The organism is Streptomyces sp. NPDC006197, from assembly GCF_040613865.1.
In the GTDB taxonomy this organism is placed as follows: domain Bacteria; phylum Actinomycetota; class Actinomycetes; order Streptomycetales; family Streptomycetaceae; genus Streptomyces.
In genome coordinates, this window is record NZ_JBEXSZ010000187.1 from 1 (window position 1) to 14,523 (window position 14,523).

At 73.7% G+C, this 14,523-nt stretch carries 14 protein-coding genes; 9 read left to right on the top strand and 5 right to left on the bottom strand.

From position 1 onward, the window contains the following. Window positions 1–2,016 (bottom strand): alpha-N-acetylglucosaminidase (locus ABZ318_RS35600; protein WP_356906567.1); only part of this gene is annotated, 2,016 nt, incomplete at its 3' end. 405 nt (window positions 2,017–2,421) lie between these two features. Between ABZ318_RS35600 and ABZ318_RS35605 the strand changes: the two genes are divergently transcribed. Next, window positions 2,422–3,069, top strand: a complete 648-nt coding sequence (locus ABZ318_RS35605) for an alpha/beta fold hydrolase (RefSeq protein ID WP_356906568.1) — start codon at window positions 2,422–2,424, stop codon at window positions 3,067–3,069. A 27-nt stretch (window positions 3,070–3,096) separates the two neighbouring features. Here ABZ318_RS35605 and ABZ318_RS35610 read toward each other — a convergent pair whose 3' ends face one another. Both ABZ318_RS35610 and ABZ318_RS35615 read right to left on the bottom strand, forming a co-directional pair. Beyond that, window positions 3,097–3,741 carry an adenosylcobinamide amidohydrolase gene (locus ABZ318_RS35610; RefSeq protein ID WP_356906579.1) on the bottom strand — a complete coding sequence of 215 codons (645 nt, stop codon included), beginning with the start codon at window positions 3,739–3,741 and terminating at the stop codon, window positions 3,097–3,099. Between the two features lie 341 nt (window positions 3,742–4,082). Beyond that, the gene (locus tag ABZ318_RS35615; protein WP_356906569.1) at window positions 4,083–5,741 is read right to left on the bottom strand and encodes an FAD-dependent monooxygenase; all 1,659 of its coding nucleotides are present in this window, start codon (window positions 5,739–5,741) and stop codon (window positions 4,083–4,085) included. A 231-nt stretch (window positions 5,742–5,972) separates the two neighbouring features. Between ABZ318_RS35615 and ABZ318_RS35620 the strand changes: the two genes are divergently transcribed. The 7 genes from ABZ318_RS35620 to ABZ318_RS35650 all read left to right on the top strand — a co-directional run bounded on the left by ABZ318_RS35620 (window position 5,973) and on the right by ABZ318_RS35650 (window position 11,309). Further along, window positions 5,973–7,094 (top strand): SchA/CurD-like domain-containing protein, encoded by a 1,122-nt coding sequence (locus ABZ318_RS35620; RefSeq protein WP_356906570.1) that lies wholly within the window; start codon window positions 5,973–5,975, stop codon window positions 7,092–7,094. A 114-nt stretch (window positions 7,095–7,208) separates the two neighbouring features. Next, window positions 7,209–7,664, top strand: coding sequence for a cupin domain-containing protein (locus ABZ318_RS35625; protein ID WP_356906571.1), 456 nt, complete (start codon window positions 7,209–7,211; stop codon window positions 7,662–7,664). Continuing rightward, window positions 7,661–8,929: a beta-ketoacyl-[acyl-carrier-protein] synthase family protein gene (locus ABZ318_RS35630; protein ID WP_356906572.1), complete on the top strand. Its 1,269-nt coding sequence runs from the start codon at window positions 7,661–7,663 to the stop codon at window positions 8,927–8,929. Before ABZ318_RS35625 ends, ABZ318_RS35630 begins: the two co-directional genes overlap by 4 nt. Next, window positions 8,926–10,176, top strand: coding sequence for a ketosynthase chain-length factor (locus ABZ318_RS35635; RefSeq protein ID WP_356906573.1), 1,251 nt, complete (start codon window positions 8,926–8,928; stop codon window positions 10,174–10,176). Before ABZ318_RS35630 ends, ABZ318_RS35635 begins: the two co-directional genes overlap by 4 nt. Window positions 10,177–10,201: 25 nt before the next feature. After that, on the top strand, window positions 10,202–10,459 hold the full coding sequence (locus ABZ318_RS35640) for an acyl carrier protein (RefSeq protein WP_356906574.1): 258 nt from the start codon (window positions 10,202–10,204) through the stop codon (window positions 10,457–10,459). Between the two features lies 1 nt (window position 10,460). Further along, window positions 10,461–10,940: an SRPBCC family protein gene (locus tag ABZ318_RS35645; RefSeq protein WP_356906575.1), complete on the top strand. Its 480-nt coding sequence runs from the start codon at window positions 10,461–10,463 to the stop codon at window positions 10,938–10,940. Between the two features lie 36 nt (window positions 10,941–10,976). Next, on the top strand, window positions 10,977–11,309 hold the full coding sequence (locus tag ABZ318_RS35650) for a TcmI family type II polyketide cyclase (protein ID WP_030690533.1): 333 nt from the start codon (window positions 10,977–10,979) through the stop codon (window positions 11,307–11,309). Between the two features lie 88 nt (window positions 11,310–11,397). Here the strand turns inward: ABZ318_RS35650 and ABZ318_RS35655 are convergent, their stop codons facing one another. Continuing rightward, window positions 11,398–12,426 (bottom strand): methyltransferase, encoded by a 1,029-nt coding sequence (locus ABZ318_RS35655; protein ID WP_356906576.1) that lies wholly within the window; start codon window positions 12,424–12,426, stop codon window positions 11,398–11,400. 50 nt (window positions 12,427–12,476) lie between these two features. Continuing rightward, window positions 12,477–13,541: a right-handed parallel beta-helix repeat-containing protein gene (locus ABZ318_RS35660; RefSeq protein ID WP_356906577.1), complete on the bottom strand. Its 1,065-nt coding sequence runs from the start codon at window positions 13,539–13,541 to the stop codon at window positions 12,477–12,479. 322 nt (window positions 13,542–13,863) lie between these two features. Between ABZ318_RS35660 and ABZ318_RS35665 the strand changes: the two genes are divergently transcribed. Beyond that, window positions 13,864–14,475, top strand: coding sequence for a sortase (locus tag ABZ318_RS35665; protein WP_356906578.1), 612 nt, complete (start codon window positions 13,864–13,866; stop codon window positions 14,473–14,475). Window positions 14,476–14,523: the final 48 nt, after the last annotated feature.

Here is a 14,523-nt window from a genome sequence, read left to right on the forward strand (position 1 = left end):
ACCTAGAGTGCGATGCGCGGTATGCACAGGTCTGTCCGGGTCCTGGGGTCGCGAGGAGCAGGGCCCCGGCATCACGCTGGAAGGGAACGAAACGGCCAGCCGGTCGCCCTCCTCCGCGTCGGCCCCCCAGGAGCGGGCGTCGGCCAGCCATGGGCCCAGCAGGAAGCGGCGGTCGGAGGCGACGAGCCGTCCGAGCAGCTCCTCCGCGGCGTTCCACTCGCGCACCAGCGCCCGGAAGCCCTCCAGGTCCTTCGCCTCGTACGCGGCCCTGATCCGCGGCAGCAGGAGACGCCCGCGGTTGGTGAGCGCCTGGCGCGCCACGTCCACCAGGTCGAAGCGGTACGCGTCCGAGCTCCGCAGCGCCGGAGCCACCTTCAGCAGCTCCGACAGGGCGCGCTCCACCGTCCCGGCGTCGTACCGCATGGCGGTCGGACTCCAGCGTGCCGCCTTGACCGCCGTCAGGCTCGGCCGCGCGGTGAAGAGGCTGTCCTGCGGCTCGCTCCACATACCGGGAGCGCCGCTGTACGGGCCGAGGCGCAGCTGCTCCCACGCGGCGGCCGCGTGCGGGTCGGCGCCGCCGTAGCGCCGGGCGGCGTACGCGGCGAACCAGGCGCGCTGGTCGACCGGGTCCGGCTCCCAGGCGAGTTCGGTGAGCAGGTCGAACGCGGCGGGGTTCCCGCCGGTGCCCTCCGGGAGGTAGGCGATGCCGCGCAGCGCGCTGTCCGACCGGGTCAGCCACGCGTGGAAACGGTCCGTCCACACGCCGGTGTTGGCGCCCAGGCTGGTGTGCCCGCCGAAGTTGGCGATCGAGCCGAACGCGTAGGGCGCACCGCCCCACTGCCTCTCGCGGTCGAGTCCCTCGTAGCGGTCGGAGAGGCCGTCGACGATCAGCACCCGGCTCCGGTCCACACCGCTCAGGAGCGTCGCGGAGGGATTGTTCTGCCAGCCGAGCATGACCCAGGTGGCCCCGGGACGCGCGGTGTCCAGGGCCCGCTGCACGGCCTCGGCCGCCCGCGCGACGTCGACCGGTCCGGGGGTGCCGCCCTCGTGCAGCAGGTCCATCTTGAACATGTCGCTGTCACCGAACCGGTGCCGCTGCACCCGGTAGTAGGCGGCGGCCAGTTCGGCGAAGACGGGCCCGGTCGGGTCCAGCCAGTCGGGCCGGGCGAACCCGACCCACCTGCCCTGCGGGACGGTGACCGCGCCCGGGTTCCGGGCGGCGAAGTCCGGCGGCACCGTGCCGAAGAAGCCCGGCAGGACGGGCGTCATCCCCAACGCGCGCAGGTGTTTCGCGATCCGGCTCCCCAGCGTCGCCCGGGCCTCGATCAGCCGCTCCGAGACCGGCCCGCCGAAGCCCGACATGTTCTGCAGCAGCCACCAGGCCTGATGGGCGGGGCCGGGGATCCAGGCGCGCAGCTCCGCCGCGTCGTAGCCGAACCCCTGGAGGGCCCGGTAGTACGGATACTCGGCCCCGGTCGGCACGAAGACCTCGTTCACGCCGTGCAGCGCCATCAGGTCGATGTCGCGCCGGTACGAGGCGAAGTCGCGGTACGCGCCGGAGTAGCCCTCGTCGGTGTCGTTCAGGGCGTAGCGGTGCGGCACGTTCGCCGCTCGGGTGATCGTCCCGGACACGGCGGGGAGCGTGACCGGCAGCCGGCCGACGCTGTCGCCCGGCCACCCGATGTCGACCCCCGCGACCCGCTCCAGATACCAGCCCACACCGGTCAGCAGCGTGGCCGGCGAGGTGCCCCGCACCTGGATCGCCCCCGCCCTGCCGGAGACCGAGAAGTAGTCCCCGGAGTCCGGTTCCGCCACGGGGATCAGGGTGAACTGCCCGGCCCGGGACGGCAGCAGGCGCTTCAGCCCCGCCCGGGCCGGGGACGGGTCGAAGGGAGGCACGGCGGCGGAGGCGGCGCCGCCCGGCGGAGCCGGCACGCCGGGCGTGGCGGCGGTCACGACGGCGAGCACCGCGACGACGAGGGTGGTGCGGCAACGACGGATCAGGCGGCTGCCCATCTGGCTCCCTGCTCGAACGGGACGACGGCCGGGGCCTGTCTCCGATCGGCCCCGGGGCGATCACTCTCCGACGCCCCGCGCCCTCGGTCGCGCAAGCGGAGCCGGAGGACCGACGGCGCTCATCCTTGCGGGTGCGTGCGTTCGATTCGAGGGTGCGAGCCGAACCGGGTTCCGTGGGGCGGGCTGCCCGGGACGCCCGCGGCGGACAGCCTGTCGGAGGGGACGCGGCGTGGCGGACAGCCCGTCGGCGGGGCCGCGGTGTATCTGACGGCCCGTGCGGCCTGGCAGACTTCGGCCCTCAGACGACAAACGACTCCTGGAGGCCCCCATGGCGCAGCGGCCCGGTCACACGGCCCGCACGAGCGGGTCCGTCCCTCGGGCCTGTCCGGGCGGGACGGCGACGCGATGAACCTGTGCCCGGCCCGGCGCGCCGATCCGACCGCGCTCGTCGTCCGCAGCGCGCCCGCCGCGCCCACCGCCGCCGTGCTGCTGCTCCATGGCGGCCGCGCCGACGGCCCTGAGCCGCCGCCCGCGCTCAATCTGCCGGCCCTGCGCATGCGCCCCTTCGCCGCCGCCGTGACCCGGGCCGTCCGGGGCCGGGACGTGCTGATCGCCGAGGTGCGCTACCGCCACCGCGGCTGGAACGGCGACCGGGCCGACGCCGCCCGGGACGCCGAGGTCGCCCTCGGACGGCTACGGGAGCAGGCCGGGCCCGTGCCCGTCGTGCTCCTCGGCCACTCCATGGGCGGCCGGGCCGCCCTCCGCGCGGCGGGTGACCCCGCCGTGCGCGGGGTCGTCGCGCTCGCGCCGTGGTGCCCCGCCGACGAGCCCGTGGACCACCTCGGCGGCCGGCGCCTCTACCTGCTCCACGACGAGACCGACCGGGTCACCTCGGCCCGTCAGTCCTGGGAGTTCGTCCGCCGGGCCCGGGAGGCGGGCGCCGACGCGGCGGGCATTCCCATGCCGACCGGCGGGCACGCCATGCTCCGGGGCGCGGACCTCTGGCACCGACGCGCGGCCGAACTCACCGCGGCGCTGCTCTCGCACGGCTGAGGACGGACGGGGACGCGTGCGCCCCGGTCAGCGGGTGCCGGCCGGGGGCGCGAGCAGCCCCGCGCAGGCCGCCCGCGTCGCCGCGTGCACGGCGCGGGCGAGCCGGGCGCCCCACAGCGACCGCGGTCCGGCGAACGACTCGACGGAGCCCCCGGCGCCGGCGGCAGGCGAGGGCGCGGCCACGCAGACCGCGTCCGTCGGCGTGCCGGAGGCGTCGGCGCCCAGTTCGACCAGGGCCTGCACCTTGGCCTCGGTGGCGGTGGCGACCGCGTTCACGAGCGCGGCGTCCGTGAGCGGCACCGGCAGGGACACGACGATGTTGATCGTGCCGGGCCGCGGCGCCGCCACGCTGCCGGCTCCCGGGGCCGCGGCCCAGCCCCGTACCCCGATCCCGGCGGTGACCAGGGCCTGCGCGCCGCCGTCCACGGCATGCCGCCGGTCCGCGACCGACGCCGCGGTCATGAGCCCCACGCCCGCGCCTTCGAGGCCGGCCCCGGAGGCCAGGTCACGGAGGTGGGCGACGGGGTCGAGCCGGGCGTAGCCGGGCGGGACCTGGGCGTTGACGACCCACTGACGCTCGCCGATGCCTCCGCCGAGGACGGCGCTCGACACCATGCGGACGCCCGGACCCGGGGCCCACACGAGGAGCGGCCACTCCCGGCCCTGTTCCACATGACCGAGGAGCGCGGCGTCGGCGAGCGACGGGCCGGTGAGGAGGGTTCGCGGAAGCACCCCACACCCTAACGCGCGGCCTCGGAACGGCCCAGGTCGGCAAGGGCCGGGCAGCCGCGAACCGATCGGTCCACCGCCCTCCCGAAACCGAAACCGCCCCCGAAACCGAAACCGAGGCCGACGCCGACGCCGAAACCGCCCCCGAAACCGACGCCAACGCCGAAACCGCCCCCCGAAACCGACGCCGACGCCGAAACCGACGGGCGGGGCGGTCCGCTCCCGTGGGAACGCGGACCGCCCCGCCCGTCCCGGTGGGCGTCGCGGCTGTGCGGACCGGCCCGTCAGTCCAGGGCGAGTACGGCGGTGAGGGCCGCCCGTACGGCCGATTCCGGGTCCTCCGACGTCCCTTCGGACCGCCAGGCGACGAATCCGTCCGGGCGGACCAGTACCGCACCGTTCACGGTGACGCCGTAGGCCTTTGCCCAGTCCTCGCCGCTCGCGGTCGAGAGCTCGGCGTCGGGCCCGTCGCCGATCCGGTACGAGTCGAGGGGCACCGCCAGGCGCTCGGCGACGCGCGCCGCCGCCGTGTGCCAGCCGCCGATGGCCCCCGCCGAACTCAGCAGCACGAAGGACCGCTCGTACAGGTCCAGGGTGGAGATCCGCTCGCCCGCGCGGTCCAGCCACAGGTGCGGCGCGCGGCTGCCGGGCTCGCCCGTCAGCCGCAGCCCGTCCGGAACGATCGGCACCGCCGGGTCCGCGCCCAGGACCGCGCCGCGCGGGTAGCGGTAGCCCAGCGCGACGTTGAGGATGCCGCCCCGCTTCCCGCCCGGGCCGCCCGCCCCCGGCTCGGGGGCGTACCCCGGGTGGCTGTGCTCGACCGAGCGCGAGGAGGCGCGGGCGCTGGTCGCCTCCGCGACCGGCCGGCGCTCCGCGTCGTAGGACGCGAGCAGACCGGGACCGGCCCAGCCGTCCAGTACCGCGGCGAGCTTCCAGGCGAGGTTGTGCGCGTCCTGGATACCGGTGTTGGAGCCGAAGGCCCCCGTGGGCGGCATCTCGTGGGCCGAGTCGCCGGCGAGGAACACCCGCCCGTCCGCGTACCGTTCGGCGATCCGCTCGGCCGCGTGCCAGGGCGCCCTGCCCGTGATCTCCACGTGCAGGTCCGGCACGCCCACGGCGCGCCGGATGTGCTCCCTGCACCGCTCGTCGGTGAACTCCTCCAGGGTTTCGCCGAGTTCGGGGTGCCAGGGGGCGTGGAACACCCACTGCTCGCCGTTGTCCACCGGGAGGAGCGCGCCGTCCCCCTCCGGGGCCGTCAGGTAGCAGACGATGAAGCGCCGGTCGCCCACGACGGCCGCCAGGTCCCGGGACCGGAACGTGACGCTCACGTTGTGGAACAGGTCGCCCGGGCCGGTCTGCCCGATGCCGAGCTGCTCGCGGATCGGGCTGCGCGGACCGTCCGCAGCGACGAGGTAGTCCGCCCGGACGGTGGTGTGCTCGCCCGTCTCCCGGCTCTTGACCCGGGCCGTCACCCCCTCGTCGTCCTGCTCGAACGACATCAGCTCCGTCGAGTACCGCAGGTCCCCGCCCAGCTCCCGCGCGGCCTCCAGGAGCACCGGTTCGAGGTCGTTCTGGCTGCACAGGCACCATTCGGCGGGGCTGAACCGGGCGAGGCCGCCGCCGGGGTCGATCTCCCGGAACAGCCACTCGCCGGCGTCGCCCACCAGGCTCGGCGCCTGCAGGATCCCGTTGTTCGACGACAGGACCTTCGCGGCCTCGTGGATGCGCGGCCGGACACCGGCGCCGCGGAAGACCTCCATGGTGCGCACGTTGTTCCCGCGTCCGCGCGGGTGGATCGAGGTGCCCGCATGACGCTCGACGAGCGTGTGCGGCACGCCGAGTCGTCCCAGGAAGAGCGAGGTGGACAGGCCCACCAGGGAGCCGCCCACGATGAGGACGGGCGTGCGGTGTCCGATCTCACCGGTCGCTTCGCTTCGGTTCATCGATGGCCTCCAGCGTCACCGGTGACGCGGGTCGGGGATGGGATGCAGATGCCTGCCCTGCCGAGCCCGGGACCGTGCGCGAGGGCCACCCGAATGACGCGCGGTTCACTCATCCGCCCCGTGGGGCTCGCGTGGATGTCGGGGCCGCGTGAAGGTTCGGTACATGACGGCCCCGGCCTTCCGGCCAGGCGGTCCCTTGCCGCTCTCACAGACGAGAAAGAGGTGCGCCGGATGACCAGCACGCCACGCATATCGCAGTCGGTGTTCGACGGGTCCAGGCTGCGGGTGATCCTGCTGCTCGACCTGTACGACGGAGCCCAGCAGCAGTTCCTGGAGGCGTACGAGGTCATGCGCAAGCAGGTGGCCGGCGTCCCCGGCCACATCAGCGACCAGCTGTGCCAGTCCATCGAGAACCCCTCGCAGTGGCTGATCACCAGTGAGTGGGAGAGCGCCCCGCCCTTCCTCGCCTGGGTCAACAGCGAGGAACACGTCGAGATGGTCAAGCCGATGCACAGCTGTGTCCGGGACACCCGGTCCATGCGCTACAGCATCCTCCGGGAGACCGGCGCACGGCGGCCGCTCACGCCCGAGAGCGCCTCGGGCGAGCAGGTGGCGGCCCGCGTGGGTGACGGGGTGACCCGCCACGCGCTCACCTTCACCGTCAAGCCCGGCTCCGAGTCGAAGGTCGCCGAGCTCCTGGCCGGCTACGAGTCGCCCGACGCCCAGGTCGACGAGAACACGCGGCTGCGCCGCACCTCGCTGTTCATGCACGGCAACCGCGTCGTGCGGGCCGTCGAGGTGGAGGGCGACCTGCTGTCCGCGCTGCGGCACGTCGCCCGGCAGCCCGGGGTCCGGGCCGTCGAGGAGGCCATCAACCCCTACCTGGAGCAGGACCGGGACCTCACCGACCCCGAGTCGGCCCGCGTCTTCTTCACCCGGGCGGCCCTCCCGGCCGTGCACCACGTGGTCTCCGCCCGCCCCGAACCGGCCGGCCTGCGCCGCCACGCCCTGTACTACCCGGCGAAGGAGGGCCGCGGTTCGGACCTGGCCCGGCTGCTCGCCCAGCAGGACGCGGAGGCGGCGGTCGACCCCGACAGCCCCGTGTACGGCAGCACCGTCTTCCAGCGCGACGACGTCGTGGTGCGCCTCGTCGACGTCGAGGGCGAGCTCGACCTCGATCCCGTCGCCGCCCTCGGCGTCAAGGGCGCGCGGAAGGCCAAGGTGCTCGAACGTCTCCTCGACGGCGCCGCGATCGGCGTCGAGGGGTCCCTGGACAACGAGCGCAACCTCAACCGGCTCCTGTCGCACGCCGACATGCTGCCCGTCACCGACCGTCGCGCGGCCGACTCCTGAGGGAACGGTCCCAGGCTCCCCGGCCCCCACCGTGGGCCTCGCCCCTGGCTCCCCACGGTGGGTCCGCGCCCGACCGTGCGTCACCCGTCATCGCCACACCCGGAGGTATCAACCATGCTCCAGCAGCGTCCGCGCATCGTGAACCTGAGCGACACGGAACCCAACCGCAGACGCGGAGGTGACCTGCGGGCCATGCTCACGCCCGCCACCGTGGGCTCCACCAGCGGCTTCATGGGGCTGGCCATCATCCAGCCGGGCGACCGCATCGGCGAGCACTACCACCCGTACTCCGAGGAGTTCGTGTACGTCGTCCAGGGCCTGCTCGAAGTGGACCTGGACGGCGAGACGCACACGCTCCTGCCGGACCAGGGGCTGCTGATCCCCATCGACGTCCGGCACCGGTTCCGCAACGTCGGCGACGTGGAGGCCCGCATGGTCTTCCACCTGGGCCCCCTCGCCCCGCACCCGAGCCTCGGCCACGTCGACACCGAGGAGACGCCCGCGACGGAACCGCACTCCTGCGACGGCGACCATGGCCGGGCGCTCGAGCGGGAGGGGGCCCTCGAGTGACCCGGCGCGTGGCCGTCACCGGCATCGGCGTGGTCGCGCCGGGCGGCGCCGGCACGGCGGCGTTCTGGGACCTCCTCTCCCAGGGACGGACGGCGACCCGGGGCATCACCCTGTTCGACCCCGTCGGCCTGCGCTCCCGCATCGCCGCCGAGTGCGACTTCGACCCGTACGCCCACGGCCTGCCCCCGGAACTGAGCGAGCACAACGACCGGTACGTCCAGTTCGCCGCCGTCGCCGCGGGAGAAGCCGTACGCGACTCCGGGCTCGACACCGCCACCGAGAACCCCTGGCGCGTCGGCGTCAGCCTCGGCAGCGCCGTCGGCGGCACCACCCGACTGGAGCACGACTACGTCCTGGTCAGCGAGGGCGGCCGGCGGTGGGACGTGGACCACCGCGCCGCCGACCCGAAGCTGCACCTGGCGTTCGCGCCCAGCACGCTCGCCGCGGTGGTCGCCGAACGGTTCGGCGCCCACGGCCCGGTGCAGACCGTCTCCACCGGCTGCACCTCCGGCCTCGACGCCGTCGGCTACGCCTTCCACACCATCGAGGAAGGCCGGGCGGACGTCGTCATAGCCGGGGCGTCGGACTCGCCGATCTCCCCGATCACCATGGCCTGCTTCGACGCCATCAAGGCCACGTCGCCCGACAACGACGACCCCGAGCACGCCTCCAAGCCCTTCGACGACCGCCGCAACGGCTTCGTCATGGGCGAGGGCGCGGCGGTCCTCGTCCTGGAGGAGTACGAGCACGCCAGGGCCCGCGACGCGCACATCTACTGCGAGATCAGCGGCTACGCCACCTACGGCAACGCCTACCACATGACCGGACTGACCGGCGAGGGACTGGAGATGGCCCGGGCGATCGACACCGCGCTCGACCAGGCCAGGCTCGACCCCACGGCGATCGACTACGTCAACGCGCACGGCTCGGGCACCCGCCAGAACGACCGGCACGAGACCGCCGCCGTCAAGCGCTCCCTGGGCTCCCACGCCTACGACACGCCCATGAGCTCCATCAAATCCATGGTGGGCCACTCGCTCGGGGCGATCGGCGCGATAGAGGTCGCCGCCTGCGTGCTCGCCCTGAAGCACCAGGTGGTGCCCCCGACCGCCAACTACGAGATCCCCGACCCCGAGTGCGACCTGGACTACGTGCCGCGCACCGCCCGCCCCCGGAAGCTGAGGAACGTGCTCTCCGTCGGCAGCGGCTTCGGTGGGTTCCAGTCCGCCGTGCTCCTGACCGGGCCGGGCGGGAGGACACGATGAGCACACAGCGGCCACGGCGGGCGGTCGTCACCGGCATCGGTGTGATCGCCCCCAACGGACTGCGCACCGACGCGTACTGGAAGTCCGTCCGGGAAGGCCTCGGCGTTCTCGGCCGGATCACCCGCGAGGGCTGTGAGCACCTGCCCCTCAAGGTCGCGGGCCAGGTCGAGGGCTTCGACGCCTCGGCCCTCATCGAGGAGCGCTTCCTCGTCCAGACCGACCGGTTCACCCACTACGCCATGGCGGCCGCCGCGCTCGCCCTCGACGACGCCGGCCTGGCCCACGAGGACGGAGTCGAGGACCCCTTCTCCGTCGGAGTCGTCACCGCCGCCGGATCGGGCGGCGGCGAGTTCGGCCAGCGCGAGCTGCAGAAGCTGTGGGGCCAGGGCTCCAAGTTTGTCGGCCCGTACCAGTCCATCGCCTGGTTCTACGCCGCGAGCACCGGCCAGATCTCCATCCGGCACGGCTTCAAGGGCCCGTGCGGGGTGGTCGCGAGCGACGAGGCCGGCGGCCTCGACGCCCTCGCCCACGCCGCCCGCGCCGTCCGGCGGGGGACCGGCGCGGTGGTCGTCGGAGCCGCGGAGGCCCCCCTCGCCCCGTACTCGATGGTGTGCCAGCTCGGCTACCAGGAGCTGAGCACCGTCGACGACCCGGACCGCGCCTACCGCCCCTTCACGGCCAAGGCCTGCGGCTTCGTCCCCGCCGAGGGCGGTGCCATGCTCCTCGTCGAGGACGAGACCCGCGCCCTCGACCGGGGCGCGACCGTACGGGCCACCGTCGCCGGCCACGGCGCCACCTTCACCGGCGCCTCCCGCTGGAAGGAGTCCCGGGAGGGACTCGCCCAGGCCATCCGGGTCGCCCTCGACGAGGCGGGCTGCGCCCCGGAGGAGATCGACGTCGTCTTCCCCGACGCCCTCGGCGTACCGGAGGCGGACCGCGCCGAGGCCCTGGCGCTCGCCGACGTGCTGGGCGCGCACGCCACGCGCGTCCCGGTGACGGCACCCAAGACCGGCTACGGCCGGGCCTACTGCGGGGCACCCGTACTGGACACCGCGGCCGCCGTGCTCGCCATGGAACACGGCCTCGTGCCCCCCACCCCCCACGTGTACGACATCGACTGCGACCTCGACGTGGTGATGTCCCGCGCTCGGCCCGCCGAGCTGCGCACGGCCCTCGTCCTCAGCAGGGGACTCATGGGATCCAACGCGGCGCTCGTCGTGCGCCGCGGTGGCGGACTCGCCCGGTAGGACCGGGCGGGAAGGAGAAACACACATGATCACCACCGGACTCACCTTCGGCGAACTGGCCGCGCTGATGAAGCAGTCGGCCGGCGTCACCGTCGACCCCGCACAGCTCGAAGAGGCCCCCGAGACCCAGTTCAGCGCCCTCGGCGTCGACTCGCTCGGCCTCCTCGGCATCGTCGGCGAGCTGGAGAACCGGCACGGCGTGGCACTGCCCACCGACGCCGAGCGCTGCAAGACGCCGGCGGAGTTCGTCACCCTCGTCAACAACACCCTCGCAGGAGTCTGACGTGTCCGGACACACCGACAACAGCATCACCATCGACGCCCCCCTCGACCTCGTCTGGGACATCACCAACGACATCGAGAACTGGCCCCGGCTCTTCAGCGAGTACGCCTCCGTCGAGGTCCTGAAGCGGGAGGGCGACACCACCACCTTCCGCCTGACCATGCACCCCGACGAGAACGGGAAGATCTGGAGCTGGGTGTCGGAGCGCACCACCGACCGGGAGAACCGCAGGGTCCGGGCCCGCCGCGTCGAGACCGGGCCGTTCGCGCACATGGACATCGCCTGGGAGTACGAGGAGCTGCCCGGCGGCGTCCAGATGCGGTGGGTCCAGGACTTCGCGATGAAGCCCGACGCCCCCGTCGACGACGCGTGGATGACGGACAACATCAACCGCAACTCCCGCACCCAGATGGCCCTCATCCGGGACCGCATCGTGCAGGCCGCGCGCGAGCGGCGGAGCGCGCCGGTCACGCCCGCCTGACGGACACCGGGCAGGACCATCCGAGGAAGGAAACCGATGCACCACGCACTGATCGTCGCCCGTATGGCGCCCGGCTCGGCGCCCGCGATCGCGGACGTGTTCGCCGACTCCGACCGCGGCGAGCTGCCGCACCTGGTGGGGGTCGCCCGTCGCAGCCTGTTCCAGTTCGGCGACGTCTACCTGCACCTCATCGAGTCCGAGCAGGACCCGGCGCCGAACGTCGCCAGGCTGGCCGGACACCCCGAGTTCCGCGGCGTCAGCGAGCGTCTGTCGGCGTACGTCAGCGCGTACGACCCGACGACCTGGCGCAGCCCCAAGGACGCCATGGCGCACTGCTTCTACCGCTGGGAGCGGGACGCCGGCTCCTGAGCCGGGAACCCGGTGAAACCCAGGCCGCCCGCCCCGCGTCAGACGCGGAGCGGGCGGCCTGGGTTTTCCGGCCCGTGGGCCGCCCGGGTCAGGCGGGCACGGTGCACTCGAAGGCGTGCAGGTACGCGTTGACCGGACGGATCTCGCCGATGACGAGCCCGGCGTCCGTGAGCCGCTCCACCATGCTCTGCCTGGTGTGCTTCGCGCCGCCGACGTTGAGCAGCAGGAGCAGGTCCATGGCCGTCGTGAACCTCATCGACGGGGTGTCGTCCACGAGGTTCTCGATGACGACGACGCGGGCACCGGGCCGCGCCGCCTTCCGGAGGTTCGCCAGCAGCCTGCGGGTGCTGTCGTCGTCCCACTCCAGGATGTTCTTGATGATGTAGACGTCGGCCTGGACAGGGACGTCCTCGCGGCAGTCACCGGGCTCGATCCGGACCCGGGAGGCCAGCGAGCCGCCCTCCCGCAGCCGGGGATCGGCGTTGCCGACCACCGCCGGCAGGTCGAGCAGCGTCCCGTGGAGCGCCGGGTGCTTCTCCAGGAGGCTCGCCAGGACGTGGCCCTGGCCGCCGCCGATGTCCGCGACGGAGGAGGCCCCGCGCAGGTCGAGCAGTTCGGCGACGTCCTCGGCCGACTGCCTGCTCGACGTCGTCATGGCCCGGTTGAACACGTACGCGGACTCGGGCGCCTCCTCGTTGAGGTACGAGAAGAACTCCCTTTCGTACACGTCCTCGAAGACGTTCCGGCCGGAGCGCACCGCCTCGTCGAGCTTGGGCCAGACGTCCCAGGTCCAGGGCTCGGTGCACCACAGCGCGATGTAGCGCAGGCTGTGCGGGTCGTCCTCGCGCAGCAGACGGGACATCTCCGTGTGCGCGAAGGTGCCGTCGGGCTGCTCGGTGAACACGCCCTGGCAGGCCAGGGCGCGCAACAGGCGTCGCAGGGTCCGCGGTTCGGTCTTCACCGCGGCCGCGAGGTCCTCGGCGGTCATGGGCGTGTCGCCCAGCGCGTCCGCCACGCCCAGGCGGGCGGCCGCGCGCACGGCGGCGGCGCACGCCGCGCCGAAGACGAGTTCTCTCAGCCGCATGGGCGGCGGGGGAGCGGGATCGACGGTCGTCATCTGTTTCGCCTTGCCTTTGCTGTCGTGCCGTACGGGTGGGGGAGGGGCGGTCAGCACATGCCCGCGGGCTCGGAGACGCCGCAGGTGTTGTGACGGAAGGTGTTGGTCTTGGAGACGTCCCGGTCGGCGAGGTCGGCGGCGCCGTTGCGCAGCGCCACGTTGTCGCGGATCTCGATCCGCTCGTTGGGGACGCCCACGAAGCTCTTGAACAGCACGATGCCGCCCGACAGCGGCGAGCTGCCCACGTTGTCCTCGACCCGGTTGTGCGCGACGACGGTGTCCTCGGCGCCGGTGATCACGATGCCCGAGCCCTGCAGGGCGGGCAGGCGCGGGGTCTTCGGGCACAGCTTGTTGTTCCCGTGGATGTCGTTCCGGCGCACGGTCATCGCCCCGGCGCGCGGCGTGGACTCGTCGCCCACGACGAACACGGCGGCGCAGTTGCCGGTCGCCTCGTTGTGGTCGACGGTCAGGTTCCGCAGGCGCCGCACGGTGATGCCGATCCGGTTGCCGGACACGCGGTTGCCGCTGACGACGGTGCCGTGGGTGTCGGTGGCCCCTCCCTCCTCGGTGACGGTGTTGGCCAGGAAGAGCCCGGCGTCCCCGTTGTTCCGGGCGACGTTGTGCCGCAACACGCCGCGGACGGAACGCTCCTGGGCGATGCCCCAGGTGCCGTTGGACTCGGCGGTGACCCCCTGGACGCGCAGACGGTCGGTCCACTTGGCCCACAGGCCGTTCTTGGCGAAGCCCCGGAGGGTCAGCGAGCGGACGGTCACGCCCTCGACGGGACGGGCCTCGGTGCCGGTGACACAGACGCCGTTGCCCGCCTGGGCGCACGCGTCGGCGCCGGGGGTGCCCGCGGGCACGATGACGGTGGGGAAGACGCTCGAACCGCGGAGCGTCAGGTGCGGGGTGGTGATGCGGACGCTCTCGCGGTACGTGCCCGGGGCGAGGAGGATCGTGTCGCCGGGGCGCGCGGAGTCCACGGCCTTCTGGATCGATTCGCCCGGCTTCACCCGGTGCACCGACCGGCTGTCGGCCGACGGCGCGGCGGCGCCGAGCCCCGAGGCGGTGAGGGCCGCGGTGCACGCCAGGAGGGCGATCTGTCGTTTCGTCATATCGCGAAGTTATGAGTGGGTGTTCCGGCCCGCCACCGCTGTTCCCCCGGCCGGGCCGGGGCGGACGGAGGGCCCCGGGGGAGGGGCGTACCGGCACTGGGCCGTTCGCGTGCGGGGCGAGATCACCCGTGCGGCCGTACTCCCACCGCGATGACCTGCTGCGACGGGTGCGGCCTGCGGCGGTCGTGAGCCCGACCGGAGGGCGGCCGAACGCGCTCCCCGTGTTGCGGGGCCCGCGCGCCGGCCTTTGCCTCGTGCACGGAGCACAGCACAGGTGCCGCGTGAAGAAGCCGGCCGGAAAGCTCCACCGAAGGAGAGAAGCATGCGTCGCGCACGTACCGGTCTGCAGGTCAGCCTGATCGTCGGCGCCGTCGTCCTGTCCGCCCCCACGGCGCTCGCCGCGCCCGGGGAGTCCGACGTCCGCATCACCCCCCTGAACGCCTCGCCCGGCACCACCGTCACCGTCTCCACCACCGCGTGCGGCAAGGAGACCTACGGCAAGGGGGAGTCGGAGACGGGCGGCCGGTTCCACCTCCTGCCGGGCGACCGGTCGGGTGTCCTGGTGGGCGAGTTCGTCGTCCCGGAGGGCGCCGTCTCCGGCACGGACACGGTCACCCTGAAGTGTCCGCCGCGGATCAAGCAGACCGTCACGTACCGCATCTCCGGCCGGCCCCACGGCGGCGTCGAGGCCGGCTTCGGCTGGGCGGCAGGCGCGGCGGGCACGGCCGGCCCCGTCGGCAAGGCCGCGGCGGGCCCTGTCGGCAAGGCCGTGGCGGCCCCCGTCGGGAAGGCCGTGGCGGCCCCCGTCGGGAAGGCCGCGGCGGACTCCACGAGCACCCCGCTCGTCCTGGGGGGCGTCCTGCTGGCCGGTGCCGTGGCGGCCGGGGCGGTCCGGCTGCGCCGACGCGCGAGGGGAGCCCGTACCTCCGCCTGATCACCGAGGCGCTGTCCTCGGCAGGGAGTGGCCGCCACCCGGACGTCC

Coding starts and splice junctions, on each gene's coding strand:
- ABZ318_RS35605 (WP_356906568.1), top strand. CDS start 2,422: ATGAACCTGTGCCCGGCCCGGCGCGCCGATCCGACCGCGCTCGTCGTC.
- ABZ318_RS35615 (WP_356906569.1), bottom strand. CDS start 5,741: ATGAACCGAAGCGAAGCGACCGGTGAGATCGGACACCGCACGCCCGTC.
- ABZ318_RS35620 (WP_356906570.1), top strand. CDS start 5,973: ATGACCAGCACGCCACGCATATCGCAGTCGGTGTTCGACGGGTCCAGG.
- ABZ318_RS35625 (WP_356906571.1), top strand. CDS start 7,209: ATGCTCCAGCAGCGTCCGCGCATCGTGAACCTGAGCGACACGGAACCC.
- ABZ318_RS35635 (WP_356906573.1), top strand. CDS start 8,926: ATGAGCACACAGCGGCCACGGCGGGCGGTCGTCACCGGCATCGGTGTG.
- ABZ318_RS35640 (WP_356906574.1), top strand. CDS start 10,202: ATGATCACCACCGGACTCACCTTCGGCGAACTGGCCGCGCTGATGAAG.
- ABZ318_RS35650 (WP_030690533.1), top strand. CDS start 10,977: ATGCACCACGCACTGATCGTCGCCCGTATGGCGCCCGGCTCGGCGCCC.
- ABZ318_RS35655 (WP_356906576.1), bottom strand. CDS start 12,426: ATGACGACCGTCGATCCCGCTCCCCCGCCGCCCATGCGGCTGAGAGAA.
- ABZ318_RS35660 (WP_356906577.1), bottom strand. CDS start 13,541: ATGACGAAACGACAGATCGCCCTCCTGGCGTGCACCGCGGCCCTCACC.
- ABZ318_RS35665 (WP_356906578.1), top strand. CDS start 13,864: ATGCGTCGCGCACGTACCGGTCTGCAGGTCAGCCTGATCGTCGGCGCC.